This window comes from Streptomyces sp. NBC_00539 (assembly GCF_036346105.1).
Taxonomy (GTDB): Bacteria; Actinomycetota; Actinomycetes; order Streptomycetales; family Streptomycetaceae; genus Streptomyces.
This window is the reverse complement of record NZ_CP107811.1, coordinates 1618964-1635617: the sequence shown is the minus strand read 5'-3', so window position 1 is coordinate 1635617 and position 16654 is coordinate 1618964. Positions and strand designations below refer to the sequence as shown.

Sequence of the window (16654 nt, the reverse complement as noted above, 5' to 3'; positions counted from 1 at the left end):
AGAACACCGACCACCCCCCTGACCGCGCCCGTAGCGCCCCGCACCCCTGCCCAGCTGGCACGTCGTCCCACCGGGCGCCCGGGCGCGGGTCGCCGGGCGCCGTGGGGGCCGGCCGCGGGCAGGGTCAACACCTGGGGGGATAGGGGTGTCGCGCCCGTTCGCGACCGACCTAGCGTGCGATCACCCCGTGGCCGGAACCGCGCCCGGGGCAATCGATACCGAGCTGGGAGCGTGCAGATGTCCGCGGGCTTCGATCCTGTCGCTGATGAACCGTCCGGCGCGGACGTCCGCCCGGGGGCCGAGCCGGCCGGCCGGCTGGCCGGACTCCCGCAGGGCGAGCAGACGAGGCTGCTGCTCGACCTCGTCTGCGCGCAGACCGCCGAGATCCTCCGCAAGGCCAGGCCCGACACCGAGCCCGTGGTCACGATCGGGACCTCCTTCAAGGAACTCGGCCTGGATTCCATCGGCATGGTCGACCTGCACACCAGGATCAACGCCGCGACGGGCCTGGCCCTGCCCGTGACCGCCGCGTTCGATCACCCGAGCCCCGAACTGCTCGCCGCGTACGTGCGCACGGAACTGCTCGGCGCTCCCGCCGGGCCCCCCGCGCCGTGCGCCGCCGAAGCCCAGGCCCAGGCCTCCCCGCGCCACGACGGCGAGCCCATCGCCGTCGTCGGCATCAGCGGCCGCTTCCCCGGCGGTGTGCGTTCCGCCGAGGAGCTGTGGGACCTCGTCTCCCGGGGCGCCAGCGCCGTGGGGCCCTTCCCCGACAACCGCGGCTGGGACCTCGACGCCCTCTTCGACGACGACCCCGCCACCCCCGGCACCTGCTACACCCGCACCGGCGGCTTCCTCCACGACGCCCCCGACTTCGACGCCGAGTTCTTCGGGATCGGCCCGCGCGAGGCGCTGGCCATGGACCCCCAGCAGCGGCTGATGCTGGAGACGGCCTGGGAGGCGCTGGAGCGGACCGGGCTCGACCCCACCTCCCTGCGCGGTACCCGCACCGGCGTCTTCATAGGCGCCGGCCCCTCCGAGTACGGGCCCCGCGTGCAGGACGCCCCCGACTCCCTGACCGGGTACCTCGTCACCGGCGGCGCCCTCAGCGTCACCTCGGGCCGCGTCGCGTACGCGCTCGGCCTGGAGGGCCCGGCGCTGACCGTCGACACCGCCTGCTCCGGCTCGCTGGTCTCCCTGCACCTGGCCGTGCAGTCGCTGCGCCGCGGCGAATGCTCCCTGGCCCTGGCCGGCGGCGTCACCGTACTGAGCACCCCCGGCCTGTTCACCGAGTTCAGCCGGCAGCGCGGCCTCGCCCCCGACGGGCAGATCAAGGCCTTCGCGGCGGGCGCCGACGGCACCTCCTTCGCGGAGGGGGTCGGCCTGCTCGTCGTGGAACGCCTCAGCGACGCCCGGCGCAACGGCCACCAGGTCCTCGCCGTCATCCGGGGTACGGCCGTCAACCAGGACGGCGCCAGCAACGGCCTCACCGCCCCCAGCGGCGCCGCGCAGCAGCGCGTCATCCTGCAGGCCCTCGCCGACGCCGGGCTGTCCGCCGCCGAGGTGGACGCGGTGGAGGCGCACGGCACCGGCACCACGCTCGGCGACCCCATCGAGGCCCGGGCGCTGATCGAGACCTACGGGCGGGAGCGGTCCGAGGACCGGCCGCTGTGGCTGGGGTCGGTCAAGTCCAACCTGGGGCACACGCAGGCCGCGGCCGGTGTCGCCGGGCTGATGAAGATGATCATGGCGATGCGGCACGGCGTACTGCCGAAGACGCTGAACGTCGACGAGCCCACCGGCAACGTCGACTGGTCCGCGGGCACCGTCCGTCTGCTCACCGAGCCCGTCCCGTGGCCCGCGAACGGCGAGCGGCCCCGCCGGGCCGGAGTCTCCGGTTTCGGCATCAGCGGGACGAACGCCCACGTGATCGTGGAGGAAGCGCCGCGCGGACCGCAGGACGGCACCGGAGCCGCGCCCGCGCGGGCCGCCGACGCGGACCGGGAGGCCGAGGGAGCTCCGGACGTCGAAGTGGACCCGGCCACCCCCGCGCGGCCCGCCCTCGTGCCCGTCAGCGCCCGCTCCGAGGACGGCCTGCGCGCACAGGCCGAGCGGCTGGCCGCCTTCCTCGCCGACCGCCCCGGCCTCACCCCCGACGACCTCGGCCACGCCCTCGGCACCGGCCGCGCCGCCCTCGAACACCGCGCCACCGTCCTCGCCGCCGACCGCGCCGAACTCCTCGAAGGGCTGCACGCCCTCGCCGCCGGAGGGACCACTTCCGCCACCCGTACGGGCACCCTGCCCGCCGGACGGCTCGCCTTCCTCTTCACCGGCCAGGGCAGCCAGCGCCTCGCCATGGGCCGGCAGCTGTACGACGCCCACCCGGTGTTCGCGGACGCCCTGGCCGACGCCATCGGCTGGCTCGACCTCCAGCTCGACACGTCCCTGTGGGACGTCCTGTTCGCCGTCCCCGGCTCGGACGCCGCCGCGCTGCTGGACGAGACCCGCTACGCGCAGACCGCCCTGTTCGCCGTCGAGGTCGCCCTGTTCCGGCTCGTCGAGTCCTGGGGCGTACGCCCCGACTTCGTGGCCGGCCACTCGATCGGCGAGATCGCCGCCGCGCACGTCGCGGGCGTCCTCACCCTGGAGGACGCCGCCACCCTCGTCGCCGCCCGCGGCCGGCTGATGCAGGAACTGCCCCCGGGCGGAGCCATGATCGCCGTCCGGGCCACCGAGGCGGAACTCCTGCCCCTCCTCGGCGAACACCCCCGCGTGGCCATCGCCGCCGTCAACGGCCCCGACGCCCTGGTGATCTCCGGCGAGGAGGACGCCGCGCTGGCCCTCGCCGACCACTTCGCCGCCCTGGGACGCAAGACCAAGCGGCTGCGCGTGAGCCACGCCTTCCACTCCCCGCTCATGGAACCGATGCTCGCCGAATTCCGGCGCGTCGCGGGCATCCTCCACTACGCCCCGCCGACCATCCCCCTCGTCTCCACCGTCACCGGCCGCCCGGCCACCTCCGAAGAGCTCTGCTCCCCCGACTACTGGACCGGCCACGTCCGTGAGGCCGTCCGCTTCGCCGACGCCCTCACCTGGCTGGCCGCCGACGGCGGCGCCCGCACCTTCCTGGAGCTGGGCCCCGACGGCGTCCTCAGCGCGCTCGGCCGCGACTGCCTGCCCGAGGAGCGGGAAGCCGACACCGTCTTCGCGCCGCTGCTGCGCGCCGGGAAGGACGAGGTCCGCGAGGCGCTCGGCGCCGCCGCCCTCGCCCACGCGCGGGGCGCCCGGCTGGACTGGGACGCCGTGTACGAGGGCCGCCCCACCCGCCGCGTCGAGGGCCTGCCCACCTACGCCTTCCGCCCCAAGCGGTACTGGCTGACCCGGGACACCACCACCGGGGACCCCTCGGGACTGGGCCAGCTCGCCGCGCAGCACCCGCTGCTCGGCTCGGTGGTCGACGTCGCCGGCGCCGGCAGCACCGTACTCACCGGCCGCCTCTCGCTGCGCACCCACCCGTGGATCGCGGACCACACCATCGCCGGCACCACCCTGCTGCCGGGCACCGCCTTCGTGGAACTCGCCCTGCGCGCCGGCGCGGAGACCGGCTGCGCGCTGGTCGAGGAACTGACCCTGCACGCGCCGCTGGTACTGCCCGAGACGGGCGGAGTCGCCCTCCAGGTGCTGATCGCCGCCCCGGACGCGGCGGGCCGCCGGACCATCGAGTGCCACTCCCGCACCGACAGCGCCGACGCCGCCGAGGACGGCTGGGTCCGCCACGCCACCGGCGTCCTGGCCCCCGCGGCCCCCGCCGCGGCTGCCGCATCCCCGGACGGGGCGTGGCCCCCGGCGGGCGCCGTGCCGCTGGACGTCTCCGGCCTGTACGGCGACATGGCCGCCGAAGGCTACGGCTACGGGCCCTCCTTCCAGGGGGTCCGCGCCGCCTGGCTCCTCGACGGCCAGGTGTTCGCGGACGTGGAACTCCCGCAGCCCGCCCGCGCCGAGGCCGCCGCCTTCGGACTGCACCCGGCCCTGCTCGACGCCGCCCTGCACCCCGCCGACCACGCCCTGGCCGCCCGGGGCAACCGGCCCGAAGGCACCTGGATCCCGTTCTCCTGGAACGGCGTCACCCTCCACGCCTCCGGCGCGGCCGCCGTCCGGGTACGGATCACCGCGCGCGGCCGCGAGGAACTCGCCGTGGACGTCACCGGTCCCGACGGCGCGCCCGTCGCCCGGGTCGAATCCCTGCTGTTGCGGGCCGTCACGGCGGACCAGCTCGCGGGCGACCGCCCCGACCCGCTGCTGCGCGTGCAGTGGAACCCGCTCGCACTCCCGGCGGAGGCGGTCGCGTTCACGGCCCGCGCCGAAGACGCCCCCGCGCCGTACGTCGTCCACCGCACCCTCCCGACTCCGCCGGGGGACCTGCCCGCCGCCGTCCGGGCCGTCACCGCCGACGCGCTGGCCGTCGTACAGGACTGGCTGGCCGACGACCGGTACGCCGACTCCCGCCTCGTGGTCGTCACCCGCCGGGGCGCCGCCGTACCCGGCACCGACGTGGACCTCGCGCAGGCGCCCGTCTGGGGACTCGTACGCTCCGCCGAGGCGGAGAACCCCGGCCGCTTCGTCCTCGTGGACACCGACCCGGCGGGAGAAGAGCACCTCGGCCGGGCACTGGCCGCCGCCGCACAGGAACCCGAACTCGCCCTGCGCGCAGCCGAGGCGTACGTTCCCCGACTCGCCCCCGTCCCCGCATCCGCCTCCGGCGAGGACCGGCCCTCCCCGTGGGACGCGGCCGGCACCGTGCTGATCACCGGCGGCACCGGAGGCGTCGGCGCCGCACTCGCCCGCCACCTCGTACGCCACCACGGCGTACGCCACCTGCTGCTCACCAGCCGGCGCGGCCCCGACGCCCCCGGCGCCCGGGAACTGCTGGCAGAACTCGCGGACTTGGGCGCCGACGCCGACATCAGCGCCACCGACGCCGCGGACCGGGACGCCCTCGCGGCGCTGCTCGCCGCCATCCCCGAGCGGCACCCGCTCACCGCCGTCGTGCACGCGGCCGGAGTCATCGACGACGGGCTCGTCGGCTCCCTCGACCCCGCCCGGCTCGACACCGTGCTGCGCCCCAAGGTCGACGCGGCCTGGAACCTGCACGAGCTGACCGCGGACCTCGACCTCACCGCGTTCGTCCTGTTCTCCTCCGCCTCCACCGTCCTCGACGGCGCCGGCCAGGCCAACTACGCCGCCGCGAACCTCTTCCTCGACGCCCTCGCCGCCCGCCGCGCCGCCGCCGGGCAGGTCGTCACCTCCCTCGCCTGGGGCCTGTGGGCCGGCGACGCCGGCATGGGCGCCACCCTCGACGCCGCAGCCCTCACCCGCATCGAGCGCCTCGGCCTGGATTCCCTGTCCTTCGAGGAGAACCTCGCCCAGCTCGACGCGGCGCTCGCCGGACACGAGCCGGCCGTGGTTCCCGTACGGGTCAACCACCGCGCCGTGCGCGGCCGCGGCGACGGCGTCCCGACCCTGCTGCGGGCCCTCGTGCGCACCCCCGTGCGCCGCCCCACCGCCGCGGCCGGTCCGGCCGTCACCGGCCCGGCCACCGGACCGGCACCCCTCGCCGCCCAGCTCGCCGGACTCGGCGCCGCCAACCGCCTGGCCACCGTCCTGCTGCTGGTCCGCACCGAAGCCGCGGCCGTCCTCGGCTACCAGAGCGCCGAAGAGGTCACCGCCACCCGCGCGTTCACCGAGACCGGCTTCGACTCCCTGGCCGCCGTGGAACTGCGCAACCGCCTCTCCACCGCGACCGGTCTGCGGCTCAGCGCCACCCTGACCTTCGACTACCCGACGGCCACCGCCCTGGCCGAGCACCTCGTCACCAAGCTGCTCGGCGCGGCCGCCCCCGCGGCCGCCGAGACCCGGCCCGCGGCGGGCGCGGGCTCCGCCGCCGCCTCCGACGACCCGGTCGTGATCGTCGGCATGGCCTGCCGCTACCCCGGCGGCGTCTCCTCGCCCGAGGAACTGTGGCAGCTCGTCGCCGAGGGCTCCGACGCCATCGGCCCGTTCCCCACCGACCGCGGCTGGGCCGCCGACCTCTACGACCCGGAGATCGGCAAGCCCGGCAAGACCTACTCCACCGAGGGCGGCTTCCTCTACGACGCCGCCCAGTTCGACCCCGCGTTCTTCGGGATCAGCCCCCGCGAGGCCCAGGCCATGGACCCGCAACAGCGGCTCCTCCTCGAAGTCGCCTGGGAGACCTTCGAACGCGCCGGGATCGACCCCCGGTCCGTCAAGGGCAGCAGCACCGGCGTCTTCGCCGGCGTCATGTACCACGACTGGGGCCTGCGGCTCGGCCCGCTCCCCGAGGACGTGGCCGGCTACCACGGCAACGGCAGCCTCGCCAGCGTCGTCTCCGGACGCGTCGCCTACGCACTGGGCCTCGAAGGCCCCGCGGTCAGCGTCGACACGGCCTGCTCCTCCTCACTGGTCGCCCTGCACATGGCCGCGCGTTCGCTGCGCTCCGGCGAATGCTCCCTGGCCCTCGCCGGCGGCGTCACCATCATGTCCACCCCGGACACCTTCCTCGACATGAGCCGCCAGCGCGGACTCGCCTCCGACGGCCGCTGCAAGTCCTTCGGCGAGGGTGCCGACGGCACCGGCTGGGGTGAGGGTGCGGGTGTGCTGCTGCTGGAGCGGCTGTCGGACGCGCGGCGCAACGGTCACCGCGTGCTGGCCGTGGTCAGGGGTTCGGCGCTCAACCAGGACGGTGCGAGCAATGGTCTGACCGCGCCGAACGGTCCCGCCCAGCAGCGGGTGATCCGCCAGGCGCTGGCGGACGCGGGTCTGTCGGCCGCCGAGGTCGACGTGGTCGAGGCGCACGGCACGGGCACCCGTCTCGGCGACCCCATCGAGGCGCAGGCCCTGCTGGAGACCTACGGCCAGGAACGGCCCGAGGGCGAGCCGCTGTGGCTCGGCTCCATCAAGTCCAACATGGGCCACACCCAGGCCGCCGCCGGCGTCGCGGGGATCATCAAGATGGTCCTGGCGATGGACCACGGCGTCCTGCCGCGGACCCTCTACGCCGAAACGCCCTCGGACCAGGTCGACTGGTCGGCGGGCAACGTGGAACTCCTCACCGAGGCCCGCGACTGGGTCGCCCGCGGTGGAGTCCGCCGGGCCGGCATCTCCTCGTTCGGCATCAGCGGCACCAACGCCCACGTCATCATCGAGCAGGCGCCACAGGCGCCGGCCCTCGACGCCGAACCGGAAGCGACGCTCCCCGCCGTGCCGTGGGTCGTCTCCGGCGCCACCCCCGAGGCCCTGCGGGCCCAGGCCGACCGCCTGCGGGAGCGCCTCGACGGCCTCACCGACGAGGAACTGACCGCCGCCGCCCGCACGCTGACCACCGGCCGCGCCGCACTGGAACACCGCGCCGTCGCCCTGGGCGCCGACCGCGCCGAACTCTCCCGCTCGCTGGAACTGCTCGCCGGTGCGGGCACGGCCCAGGACGGAAAGACGGCGTTCCTGTTCACGGGCCAGGGTGCGCAGCGCCTCGGGATGGGCCGGGAACTGTACGAGGCCTTCCCCGCCTTCGCCGCCGCGTTCGACGCGGTGTGCGCGGAGGTCGACCTCCACCTCGGGCGTTCGCTCAAGGACGTGGTGTGGGGTGAGGACGCGGACGCGCTGAACGCCACCGCCGTCACCCAGCCCGCGCTGTTCGCGGTCGAGGTCGCCCTGTTCCGGCTGATGGAGGCCTGGGGTGTCACGCCCGACGTCGTGGCCGGTCACTCGATCGGCGAGCTGGCCGCTGCGCACGTCGCGGGTGTGTTCTCGTTGGCGGACGCGGCGCGGCTGGTGGTGGCGCGGGGTCGGCTGATGCAGGAGCTTCCTGCCGGTGGCGCGATGCTGGCCGTGCAGGCCGCCGAGGACGAGGTCCTGCCGCTGCTGACCGGCGGAGTCGGTATCGCCGCCGTCAACGGGCCGCAGTCCGTCGTGGTCTCGGGCGTCGAGGCGGCCGTCCTGGCCGTCGGCGGGCACTTCGCGGCGGCCGGTCGCAAGACCAGCCGGCTGTCCGTCTCGCACGCCTTCCACTCGGACCTGATGGACCCGATGCTCGACGAGTTCCGTGCCGTTGCGGGCGCGTTGACGTACTCCGCTCCGCGCGTGGCCGTCGTCTCCACCGTGACGGGTGAGCTCTGCGAGGACTGGCGGTCGCCCGAGTACTGGGTCGGCCAAGTCCGCGAGCCGGTCCGCTTCGCGGACGCCGTCCGCCGCGCCGAGGCGCTCGGCGTACGCACCTTCCTGGAGATCGGCCCCGACGCCGTCCTCACCGCCCTCGGAACGGGTTCTGCCACCCGCGAGGACACCGGTTTCGTCGCCCTGCTGCGCCGCGACCGCGACGAGGCACGCGAGGTGCTGACCGGCATCGGAGCGGCCTGGGCCCGCGGCACCGCCGTCGCCTGGCCCGCCGTCCTCGGCCGCACCGGCCCGCTCGTGGACCTGCCCACGTACGCCTTCCAGCGCAAGCGCTACTGGCTCGACGTACCCGCGCACACCGGCGACGTCGGCTCCGCCGGCCTCGACCCGATCGCCCACCCGCTCCTCAGCGCGGCCGTGTTCTCGCCCGAGTCGGGTTCCGTCGTCCTCACCGGACGGCTGTCGGCCGCCGGACAGCCCTGGGTCGGCGACCACGGGGTGCACGGCGCGATCCTGCTCCCCGGCACCGGTTTCGTGGAGCTCGCCGTACGCCTCGGCGACGAGGTGGGCTGCGACCTCCTGGAGGAGCTGACGCTGGAGGCGCCGCTCGTCCTGCCCGCGCACGGCGGAGCCGCCCTGCGGGTCGCCGCCGGCGCCCCCGACGCCTCGGGCCGCCGCGCCCTGCACATCCACTCCCGCCTGGACGACGCCCCCGCGGAGTCCTGGACCCGCCACGCCACCGGCTTCCTCGCCACCGGCGCACCCCCACAGGTCGACGCCGACCTGACGCAGTGGCCGCCGCGCGGCGCCACCCCCGTCGAGGTCGACGGCGCCTACGAGCGGCTGCGCGAGCGCGGCTACGGATACGGCCCCGCCTTCCAGGGCCTCAAGGCCGCCTGGCGGCGCGGCGACGAACTGTTCGCCGAGGTCGAACTGCCCGACACGGTGCGCGCCGAAGCCGTCGAGTACGGGATGCACCCCGCCCTCCTCGACACCGCCATGCACGTCGACGTCCTGGTCGACCAGGGCGAGGGCGGCACCGAAGCGCTGCTGCCGTTCGCCTGGAGCGGCGTGTCGCTGCACGCCGCCGGGGCCGGCGCACTGCGTGTGTACGTACGCCGCATCCGTGGCGCCGAGGAGTCGGCGATGGTCGTCGCCGACGAGACCGGCCGCCCGGTGATGACCGTCGCGTCGCTGATCTGCCGGCCCGTCTCCGCCGAGCAGCTGGAGCCGGCCGACGGCGTCCTCACCGACGACCTCCAGCACATCGAGTGGACCACCCTCCCGGCGGCGGCCCGGCCCGCCGAGTCCTCCGCCGTGGTCCTCGACGAGTACGGGCTGGCCATCCACGCCGACACCCCGGCCGTGGTCCTGGCCGTCTGCCCCACCCCGGCCGGCCAGCCGGTGCCCGACGCCGCCCGCACGGTCACCTCGTACGTGCTCAGCCTGGTGCAGTCCTGGCTGGCCGACGAGCGGTTCGGCAGCTCCACCCTGGTCGTCGTCACCCGCGGCGCGGTCGCCACCGGCGCCGCCAGCGCCCCGGACCTGACCCAGGCGCCCGTGTGGGGCCTGGTCCGGGCGGCGCAGGCCGAGAACCCGGGCCGGATCGTCCTGCTCGACACCGACCCCGCCGAGGACACCGCCCCCACCGACGTCGACCCCGCCCTCGTGGCGCTGGCCCTGGAGCAGGGCGAGCCCGAACTCGCCCTGCGCGAAGGCCGCTTCCTCACCCCGAGGCTCGTCAGGACCGCCGTCCCCGAGGCCGACGCCCCTTGGAACGACCGGGGCACCGTCCTGATCACCGGCGGCACCGGCGGTCTCGGCGCCCGCCTGGCCCACCACCTCGTCACCCGCCACGGCGTCCGGCACCTCGTCCTCACCAGCCGCCGCGGCATGGACGCCCCCGGCTCCGCCGCACTGCGCGACCGGCTGATCGAGGCCGGCGCCGACCAGGTCCGCATCGCCGCCTGCGACGCGGCCGACCGCACGGCACTGGCCGGCGTACTCGCCGCGATCCCCGACGAGCACCCGCTCACCGGCGTCGTCCACGCCGCGGGCGTCGTCGACCCCGGCCTGATCGCCGCGCTCACCCCGGACAGCCTGGACACCGTCATGCGGCCCAAGGCAGACGCCGCCTGGCACCTGCACGAGCTGACCGCGGGCCTCGACCTGTCCGCGTTCGTCCTGTTCTCCTCCGCGGGCGGACTCGTCCTGCCCGCCGGACAGGGCAACTACGCGGCGGCCAACGTCTTCCTCGACGCCCTCGCCGCCCACCGGCAGGCCGCAGGACTCCCCGCGACCGCCCTCGCGTACGGGCTGTGGGCCGTCAACACCGGCCTCGGCGGCGAACTCACCGACGCCGACGTCGAGAAGATGAACCGGCTCGGCCTGCCCGCCCTGCCCGAGAGCCGCGGCCTCGAACTCTTCGACGAGGCCCTGCGCACCCGGCACGCCCTGCTCGCCCCGCTGCCCCTCGACCCGACCGCCCTGCACGCCCGAGGCACCGACGTCCCGCCGCTGCTGCGCGCCGCCGTCGCACGGCCGGCCACGACCCGGCGCGCCGCCGCGAACAGCGCCCCCGGCGGGGACGGCCTCGCGCGCAAGCTGGCCGGCCTCACCGCCGCCGAACGCGGCCGGGCCCTGCTCGACCTGGTCGCCACCCAGGTCGCGGCCGTCCTCGGCCACGACTCCGCCGACAGCGTCGGAGCGGACCGGGCCTTCAAGGAACTCGGCTTCGACTCGCTCGCCGCCGTCGAACTGCGCAACGCGCTGAACGCGGCCACCGGACTGCGGCTGCCCGTCACGCTCGTCTTCGACTACCCGAACACCCGGGCCGTCGCCGAGCACCTCGCCCAGGACCACTTCGCCCAGGACGACGACGGCGCCGAGCCCGGACCGGCCACCGCCCAGGCCGCCCCCGTCCGCCTGGCCGACGACGAACCCATCGCGATCGTCGGCATCAGCTGCCGCTTCCCCGGCGGCGTACGCTCCGCCGAGGACCTGTGGGACCTCGTCGCCGAAGGCCGCGACGCCATTGCCGACTTCCCCGCCGACCGCGGCTGGGACACCGACGTCCTCTACGACCCGGAACCCGGTCTGCACGGCAAGACGTACGCCCGCGAAGGCGGATTCCTCTACGACGCCGCCGAGTTCGACCCGGCGTTCTTCGGGATCAGCCCCCGCGAGGCCATCGCGATGGACCCCCAGCAGCGACTGCTCCTGCAAGCCGCCTGGGAAGCCTTCGAACGCGCCGGTATCGACCCCTCCGCCATGCGCGGCAGCCAGACCGGCGTCTACGCCGGCGTGATGTACCACGACTACGGCTCCCGCCTCCAGCACATCCCCGACGACGTCGCCGGCTACCTCGGCAACGGCACCGCGGCCTCCATCCTGACCGGCCGCGTCGCCTACACCCTCGGCCTCGAAGGCCCCGCCGTCAGCGTCGACACCGCATGCTCGTCCTCGCTCGTCGCCCTCCACATGGCCTGCCAGGCACTGCGGCGGGGCGAGGTCGACATGGCGCTCGCCGGAGGCGTCACCGTCATGTCGACGCCCGAGATCTACGTCGAGTTCGCCCAGCAGCGCGGCCTGTCCGCCGACGGCCGCTGCAAGGCCTTCGCGGGCGGCGCCGACGGCACCGGCTGGGCGGAGGGCGTGGGCCTGCTCCTCGTCGAGCGGCTCTCCGACGCGCAGCGGCTCGGCCACGACGTACTCGCCGTGATCCGCGGCTCCGCCATCAACCAGGACGGTGCCAGCAACGGGCTGACCGCCCCCAACGGGCCCTCGCAGCAGCGCGTCATCCAGCGCGCCCTCGCCGCCGGCGGCCTGACCACCGCCGACGTGGACCTCGTCGAGGGCCACGGCACGGGCACCCGGCTGGGCGACCCCATCGAGGCACAGGCCCTCCTCGCCACCTACGGGCAGGGGCGGCCCGCCGACGACCCGGTGTGGCTCGGCTCCATCAAGTCCAACATCGGACACGCTCAGGCCGCGGCCGGGGTCAGTGGCGTCATCAAGTCGGTGATGGCCCTGCGCAACGGGCTGATGCCCAAGACCCTGCACGTGGACGAGCCCTCGCCCGAGGTCGACTGGGAAGCCGGCAACGTCCGCCTGCTCACGGAGGCACGGCCGTGGCCCCGCCGCGCGGACCGGCCGCGCAGGGCCACCGTCTCCTCCTTCGGCCTCAGCGGCACCAACGCCCACCTCATCGTGGAGGAGGCCCCGGAAGCCGTCCCGACCGAGGCGGGCGCGGCCGACCTGCCGGCCCTGCCGCTGCTGCTCTCCGGAGCCGACCCACAGGCACCGGCCCGCCAGGCCGAGGAACTGCACGCCCGGCTCCTCGCCGAACCGGAGCTGGACCTCACCGACGTCGCCCGTACCCTCGCGACGGGCCGGGCGGCGCTGGAACACCGCGCGGTGGTCGCAGCCGACGCCCACGACCGCGAGAGCGCGCTGCGGGGCCTGGCCGCCGTCGCCGCCGGGGACGGCGTAGGGGGCTCGGCGCGAGCCGGTGGGCGGACGGCGTTCCTGTTCACGGGGCAGGGGGCGCAGCGGCTGGGGATGGGTCGTGAGCTGTACGAGGCGTTCCCGGTGTTCGCGGGGGCCTTCGACGCGGTGTGTGCGGAGGTGGACCGGCATTTGGGTCGGTCGTTGCGGGAGGTGGTGTGGGGTGAGGACGCGGCCGCGCTCGATGCGACCGCGTTGACGCAGCCCGCACTGTTCGCGCTGGAGGTTTCTCTGTTCCGGTTGGTGGAGGCGTGGGGTGTCACGCCTGATGTCGTCGCGGGGCATTCGATCGGTGGGCTGGCCGCCGCCCATGTGGCGGGGGTGCTGTCCCTGGCGGACGCGGCCGAACTCGTCGTGAGCCGGGGACGTTTGATGCAGGCGTTGCCTGCGGGTGGGGCAATGCTCGCCGTGCAGGCGACGGAAGAAGAAGTGCTGCCGCTTCTGACCGAGGGTGTGGGTATTGCGGCCATCAACGGGCCGCAGTCGGTGGTGGTTTCGGGTGTCGAGGCTGCTGTGCTGGCCCTCGGTGAGCACTTCACGGCCGAAGGTCGCAAGACCAGCCGTCTGGCCGTCTCGCACGCTTTCCACTCGGCTTTGATGGATCCGATGCTGGACGAGTTCCGTGCCGTCGCTTCCCGGTTGACGTTCTCTACGCCGCAGATCCCGGTGGTGTCCACCGTCACGGGTGAGCCGTCGCTGGACTGGCAGTCCCCCGAGTACTGGGTCGGGCAGGTCCGCGAGGCCGTCCGCTTCGCGAACGCGGTACGGACCCTGGAGCAGCAGGGAGTGACCCGCTTCCTGGAGATCGGCCCGGACGGCATCCTGACCGGCCTCGCGCAGCAGGGTGTGGACTCCGAGCAGGCCGTCCTCGTACCCGCCCTCCGCAAGAACCGCACCGAGCCCGAGACCCTGATCGCCGCCCTCGGGCAGCTGCACGCCACGGGCGTCCCCGTCGACTGGGAGGCGTTCTTCGCCGGCTCCGGCGCCCGGCACGTCGACCTGCCCACCTACCCCTTCCTCCGGACCCGCTACTGGCTCGACGCTCCCGCCGCGGTCGGCGACGCGGCCGGGATGGGCCAGGCCGCCGCCGGGCACCCGCTGCTCAGCGCCGTACTCGCCTCCCCGGAGACCGGAGCCCCCGTTCTCACCGGCCGGATATCCACCTCCACCCACCCCTGGCTGGCCGACCACGCCGTTCACGGCAGCGTCCTGCTCCCCGGCACCGCGTACGTCGAACTGGCGCTCCGCGCCGGCCACGAGGTGGGCTGCGCACAGCTGGAGGAACTCACTCAGGAGACGCCGCTGTTGCTGCCCGGGAAGACGGGGGTCGCGGTGCAGGTGGTCGTCGGCGGGGCGGACGGCTCCGGGCGTCGCGACGTAGCCCTGTACTCGCGGGCCGAGAACCTGCCGGCCGACGCGCCCTGGACCCGCAACGCCCGCGGCGTCCTCGCCCCGGAGCCGGCGGCCGCCGTCCCCGACCTCGAGGCGTGGCCGCCGGCCGGGGCCCGGCCCGTCGACGTCAGCGGGATGTACGAGGACCTCGCCGGACTCGGCTACGGGTACGGCCCCCTCTTCCAGGGCCTCACGGCGGCCTGGCGGCGCGGCGACGAGCTGTACGCCGAGATCTCGCTCCCCGCCCACGCCCGCACCGACGCCGCCCTCTTCGGCCTCCACCCGGCCCTCCTCGACGCCGCCCTGCACGCCGAGCGCATCTTCGACGAGGACGCCGACGGCCCCGTCCGGGCCGCCCTGCCCTTCGTCTGGACCGGCGTCACGCTGCACACCACCGGGGCGTCCGCGCTGCGGGTCCGCCTCACCAAGCCGGGCCCCGACGCCGTCGCACTGCGGATCACCGCACCCACCGGTGAGCCCGTCGCCACCGTCGATGCGCTCGTCGTGCGCGAGGTGTCCCCGCAGCAGCTGGCGGGTGACGGATCGGGCGGCGACGGAGCCCTGTTCCGCATCGACTGGCAGGCGCACCAGCCGGCTCCCGGGCCGGTCGCGGCCACCGACGACTGGGTGGTGGTCGGGGCCGGGCTGCCGGGCATGCGCCCGGTCGCCTCACTCGCCTCACTCGCCTCCCTGGCCGACCTCGCCGCCGAGCAGCGCGTCCCCGACGTGGTCGTACTGACCGCGCCCGACGTCTCGGACGTCTTCGGCACCAACGCCGGGGTGCCCGAGCAGGTCCGCACCTCCGTGGGCCGGCTCCTCGACGGGCTCGGGCAGTGGCTCGCCGACTCCCGCTCCGCCGACTCCCGCCTGGTCCTCGTCACCCGCAACGCCGTCCCCACCGGCCGGCCGGGCGCGGAACCCGTGGACTGCGTACAGGCACCGCTGTGGGGTGTCATGCGCGCCGCGCAGGCGGAGAACCCGGGCCGTTTCACCGTCGTCGACCTCGACGGAGCGCCCGAGTCGGTGGCCGCACTGGCCGCCGCCGTGGCCTCCGCCGAACCGGAGATCGCCGTCCGGCGCGGGGAGATCCTCGTACCGCGCTACGTCGCGGCGCCCGGCCGGCCCGCCGAACCCTCGGCGTGGGACCCGGACGGAACCGTCCTGATCACCGGCGGCACCGGTCTGCTGGGCGCGGTCCTGGCCAGGCACCTGGTCACCGCGCAGGGCGTACGCCACCTCGTGCTCACCAGCCGTCGCGGCGCGGACGCCCCCGGCGCCGCCGAACTGCGCGCGGAACTCACCGCGGCGGGAGCCCACGTACGGATCGTCGCCGTCGACGCGGCCGACCGCTACGCCCTGGCCGCGCTGCTGGACGAGATCCCGGCCGAACACCCGCTCACGGGCGTCGTGCACGCCGCCGGGGTGATGGACAACGCCCTGGTCGGAGCCGTCACCAAGGAACAGGTCAGCAAGGTGCTGCGGCCCAAGGTCGACGCCGCCTGGCACCTGCACGAACTGACGAAGGACCTGGGCCTGTCCGCCTTCGTGCTGTACTCCTCGGCCGGCGGCCAGATCCTGTCCGCCGGGCAGGCCACCTACGCGGCGGCGAACGTCTTCCTCGACGCGCTGGCCGCCGAGCGCCGCGCCGCCGGTCTCGCGGCCACCTCGCTCGCCTGGGGCCTGTGGGAAGGCACCGTGGGCGAGGGCCCCGAACTCACTGAGGCCGACCTGCGCCGCATGAGCCGCTCGGGCGTGCTGGAGCTGTCCTTCACCGACGGCGTGGCCCTGTTCGACGCGGCGCTCGCCCTGGACGAGGCGCTGCTGGCCCCCGTCCGGCTAGACCGCGCGGCGCTGGCCCGACGTGCCGACGAGATCCCGGCCCTGCTGCGCGCCCTCGCCGGGCCGCCCGCCCGCCCGACCGCCAAGCCCGCGGCGCTGCCCGCGACGGGCGCCGCCGACACCGCCGGCTCCCTCGTCCGGGCCAAGCTCGCCGGCCTCCCCGCCGGACCCGAGCGGGTCCGCTACGCGGAGGAACTCGTCCGGGGCCACGCGGCGGCCGTACTCGGACACGGCGACCCGGCAGGGGTGGGAGCGGACCGGGGCTTCACCGAGCTCGGACTCGACTCGCTCGGCGCGATCGAGCTGCGCAACCGGCTCCAGAAGGCGACCGGGCTGCGCCTGCCCGCCACCTTGATGTTCGACTACCCCAACTCGGCGGCCCTGGCCGGGTTCCTGCTGGAAGAGCTGGAACCAGGGACGGACCCCGCGAGCCCTGCCGCCGGACCGCACCTGGACGAGGACGGCATCAGGCGGGCCCTGCTGTCCATCCCCGCCGCGCGACTGCGCGAGTCCGGGCTGCTCGACGCCCTGCTCGGACTGGCGGAAGGCGACACGGCGGGCGTCCGCGGAGCCTCGGTATCGGCCCCCGCGGCAGCCTCGGCGGCCCCGGTCACGGCTCCCGGGACACCGGACCAGGGCGCGGCCATCGAGGACATGGGCGTGGACGACCTCATTCGTGCCGCCTTGGCCGGCGGCGAACCCAGCTGAAACCGACCGGACCGACCCGGAA

Annotated in this window: 1 protein-coding gene; it reads left to right on the top strand. The window is 75.3% G+C overall.

What is annotated here, in order from left to right; genetic code table 11:
* Nucleotides 1–231 precede the first annotated feature (231 nt).
* Entirely contained in the window at nucleotides 232–16632 is a 16401-nt protein-coding gene (locus OG861_RS07100) for an SDR family NAD(P)-dependent oxidoreductase (RefSeq protein ID WP_443064455.1), read from the top strand.
* Nucleotides 16633–16654 lie beyond the last annotated feature (22 nt).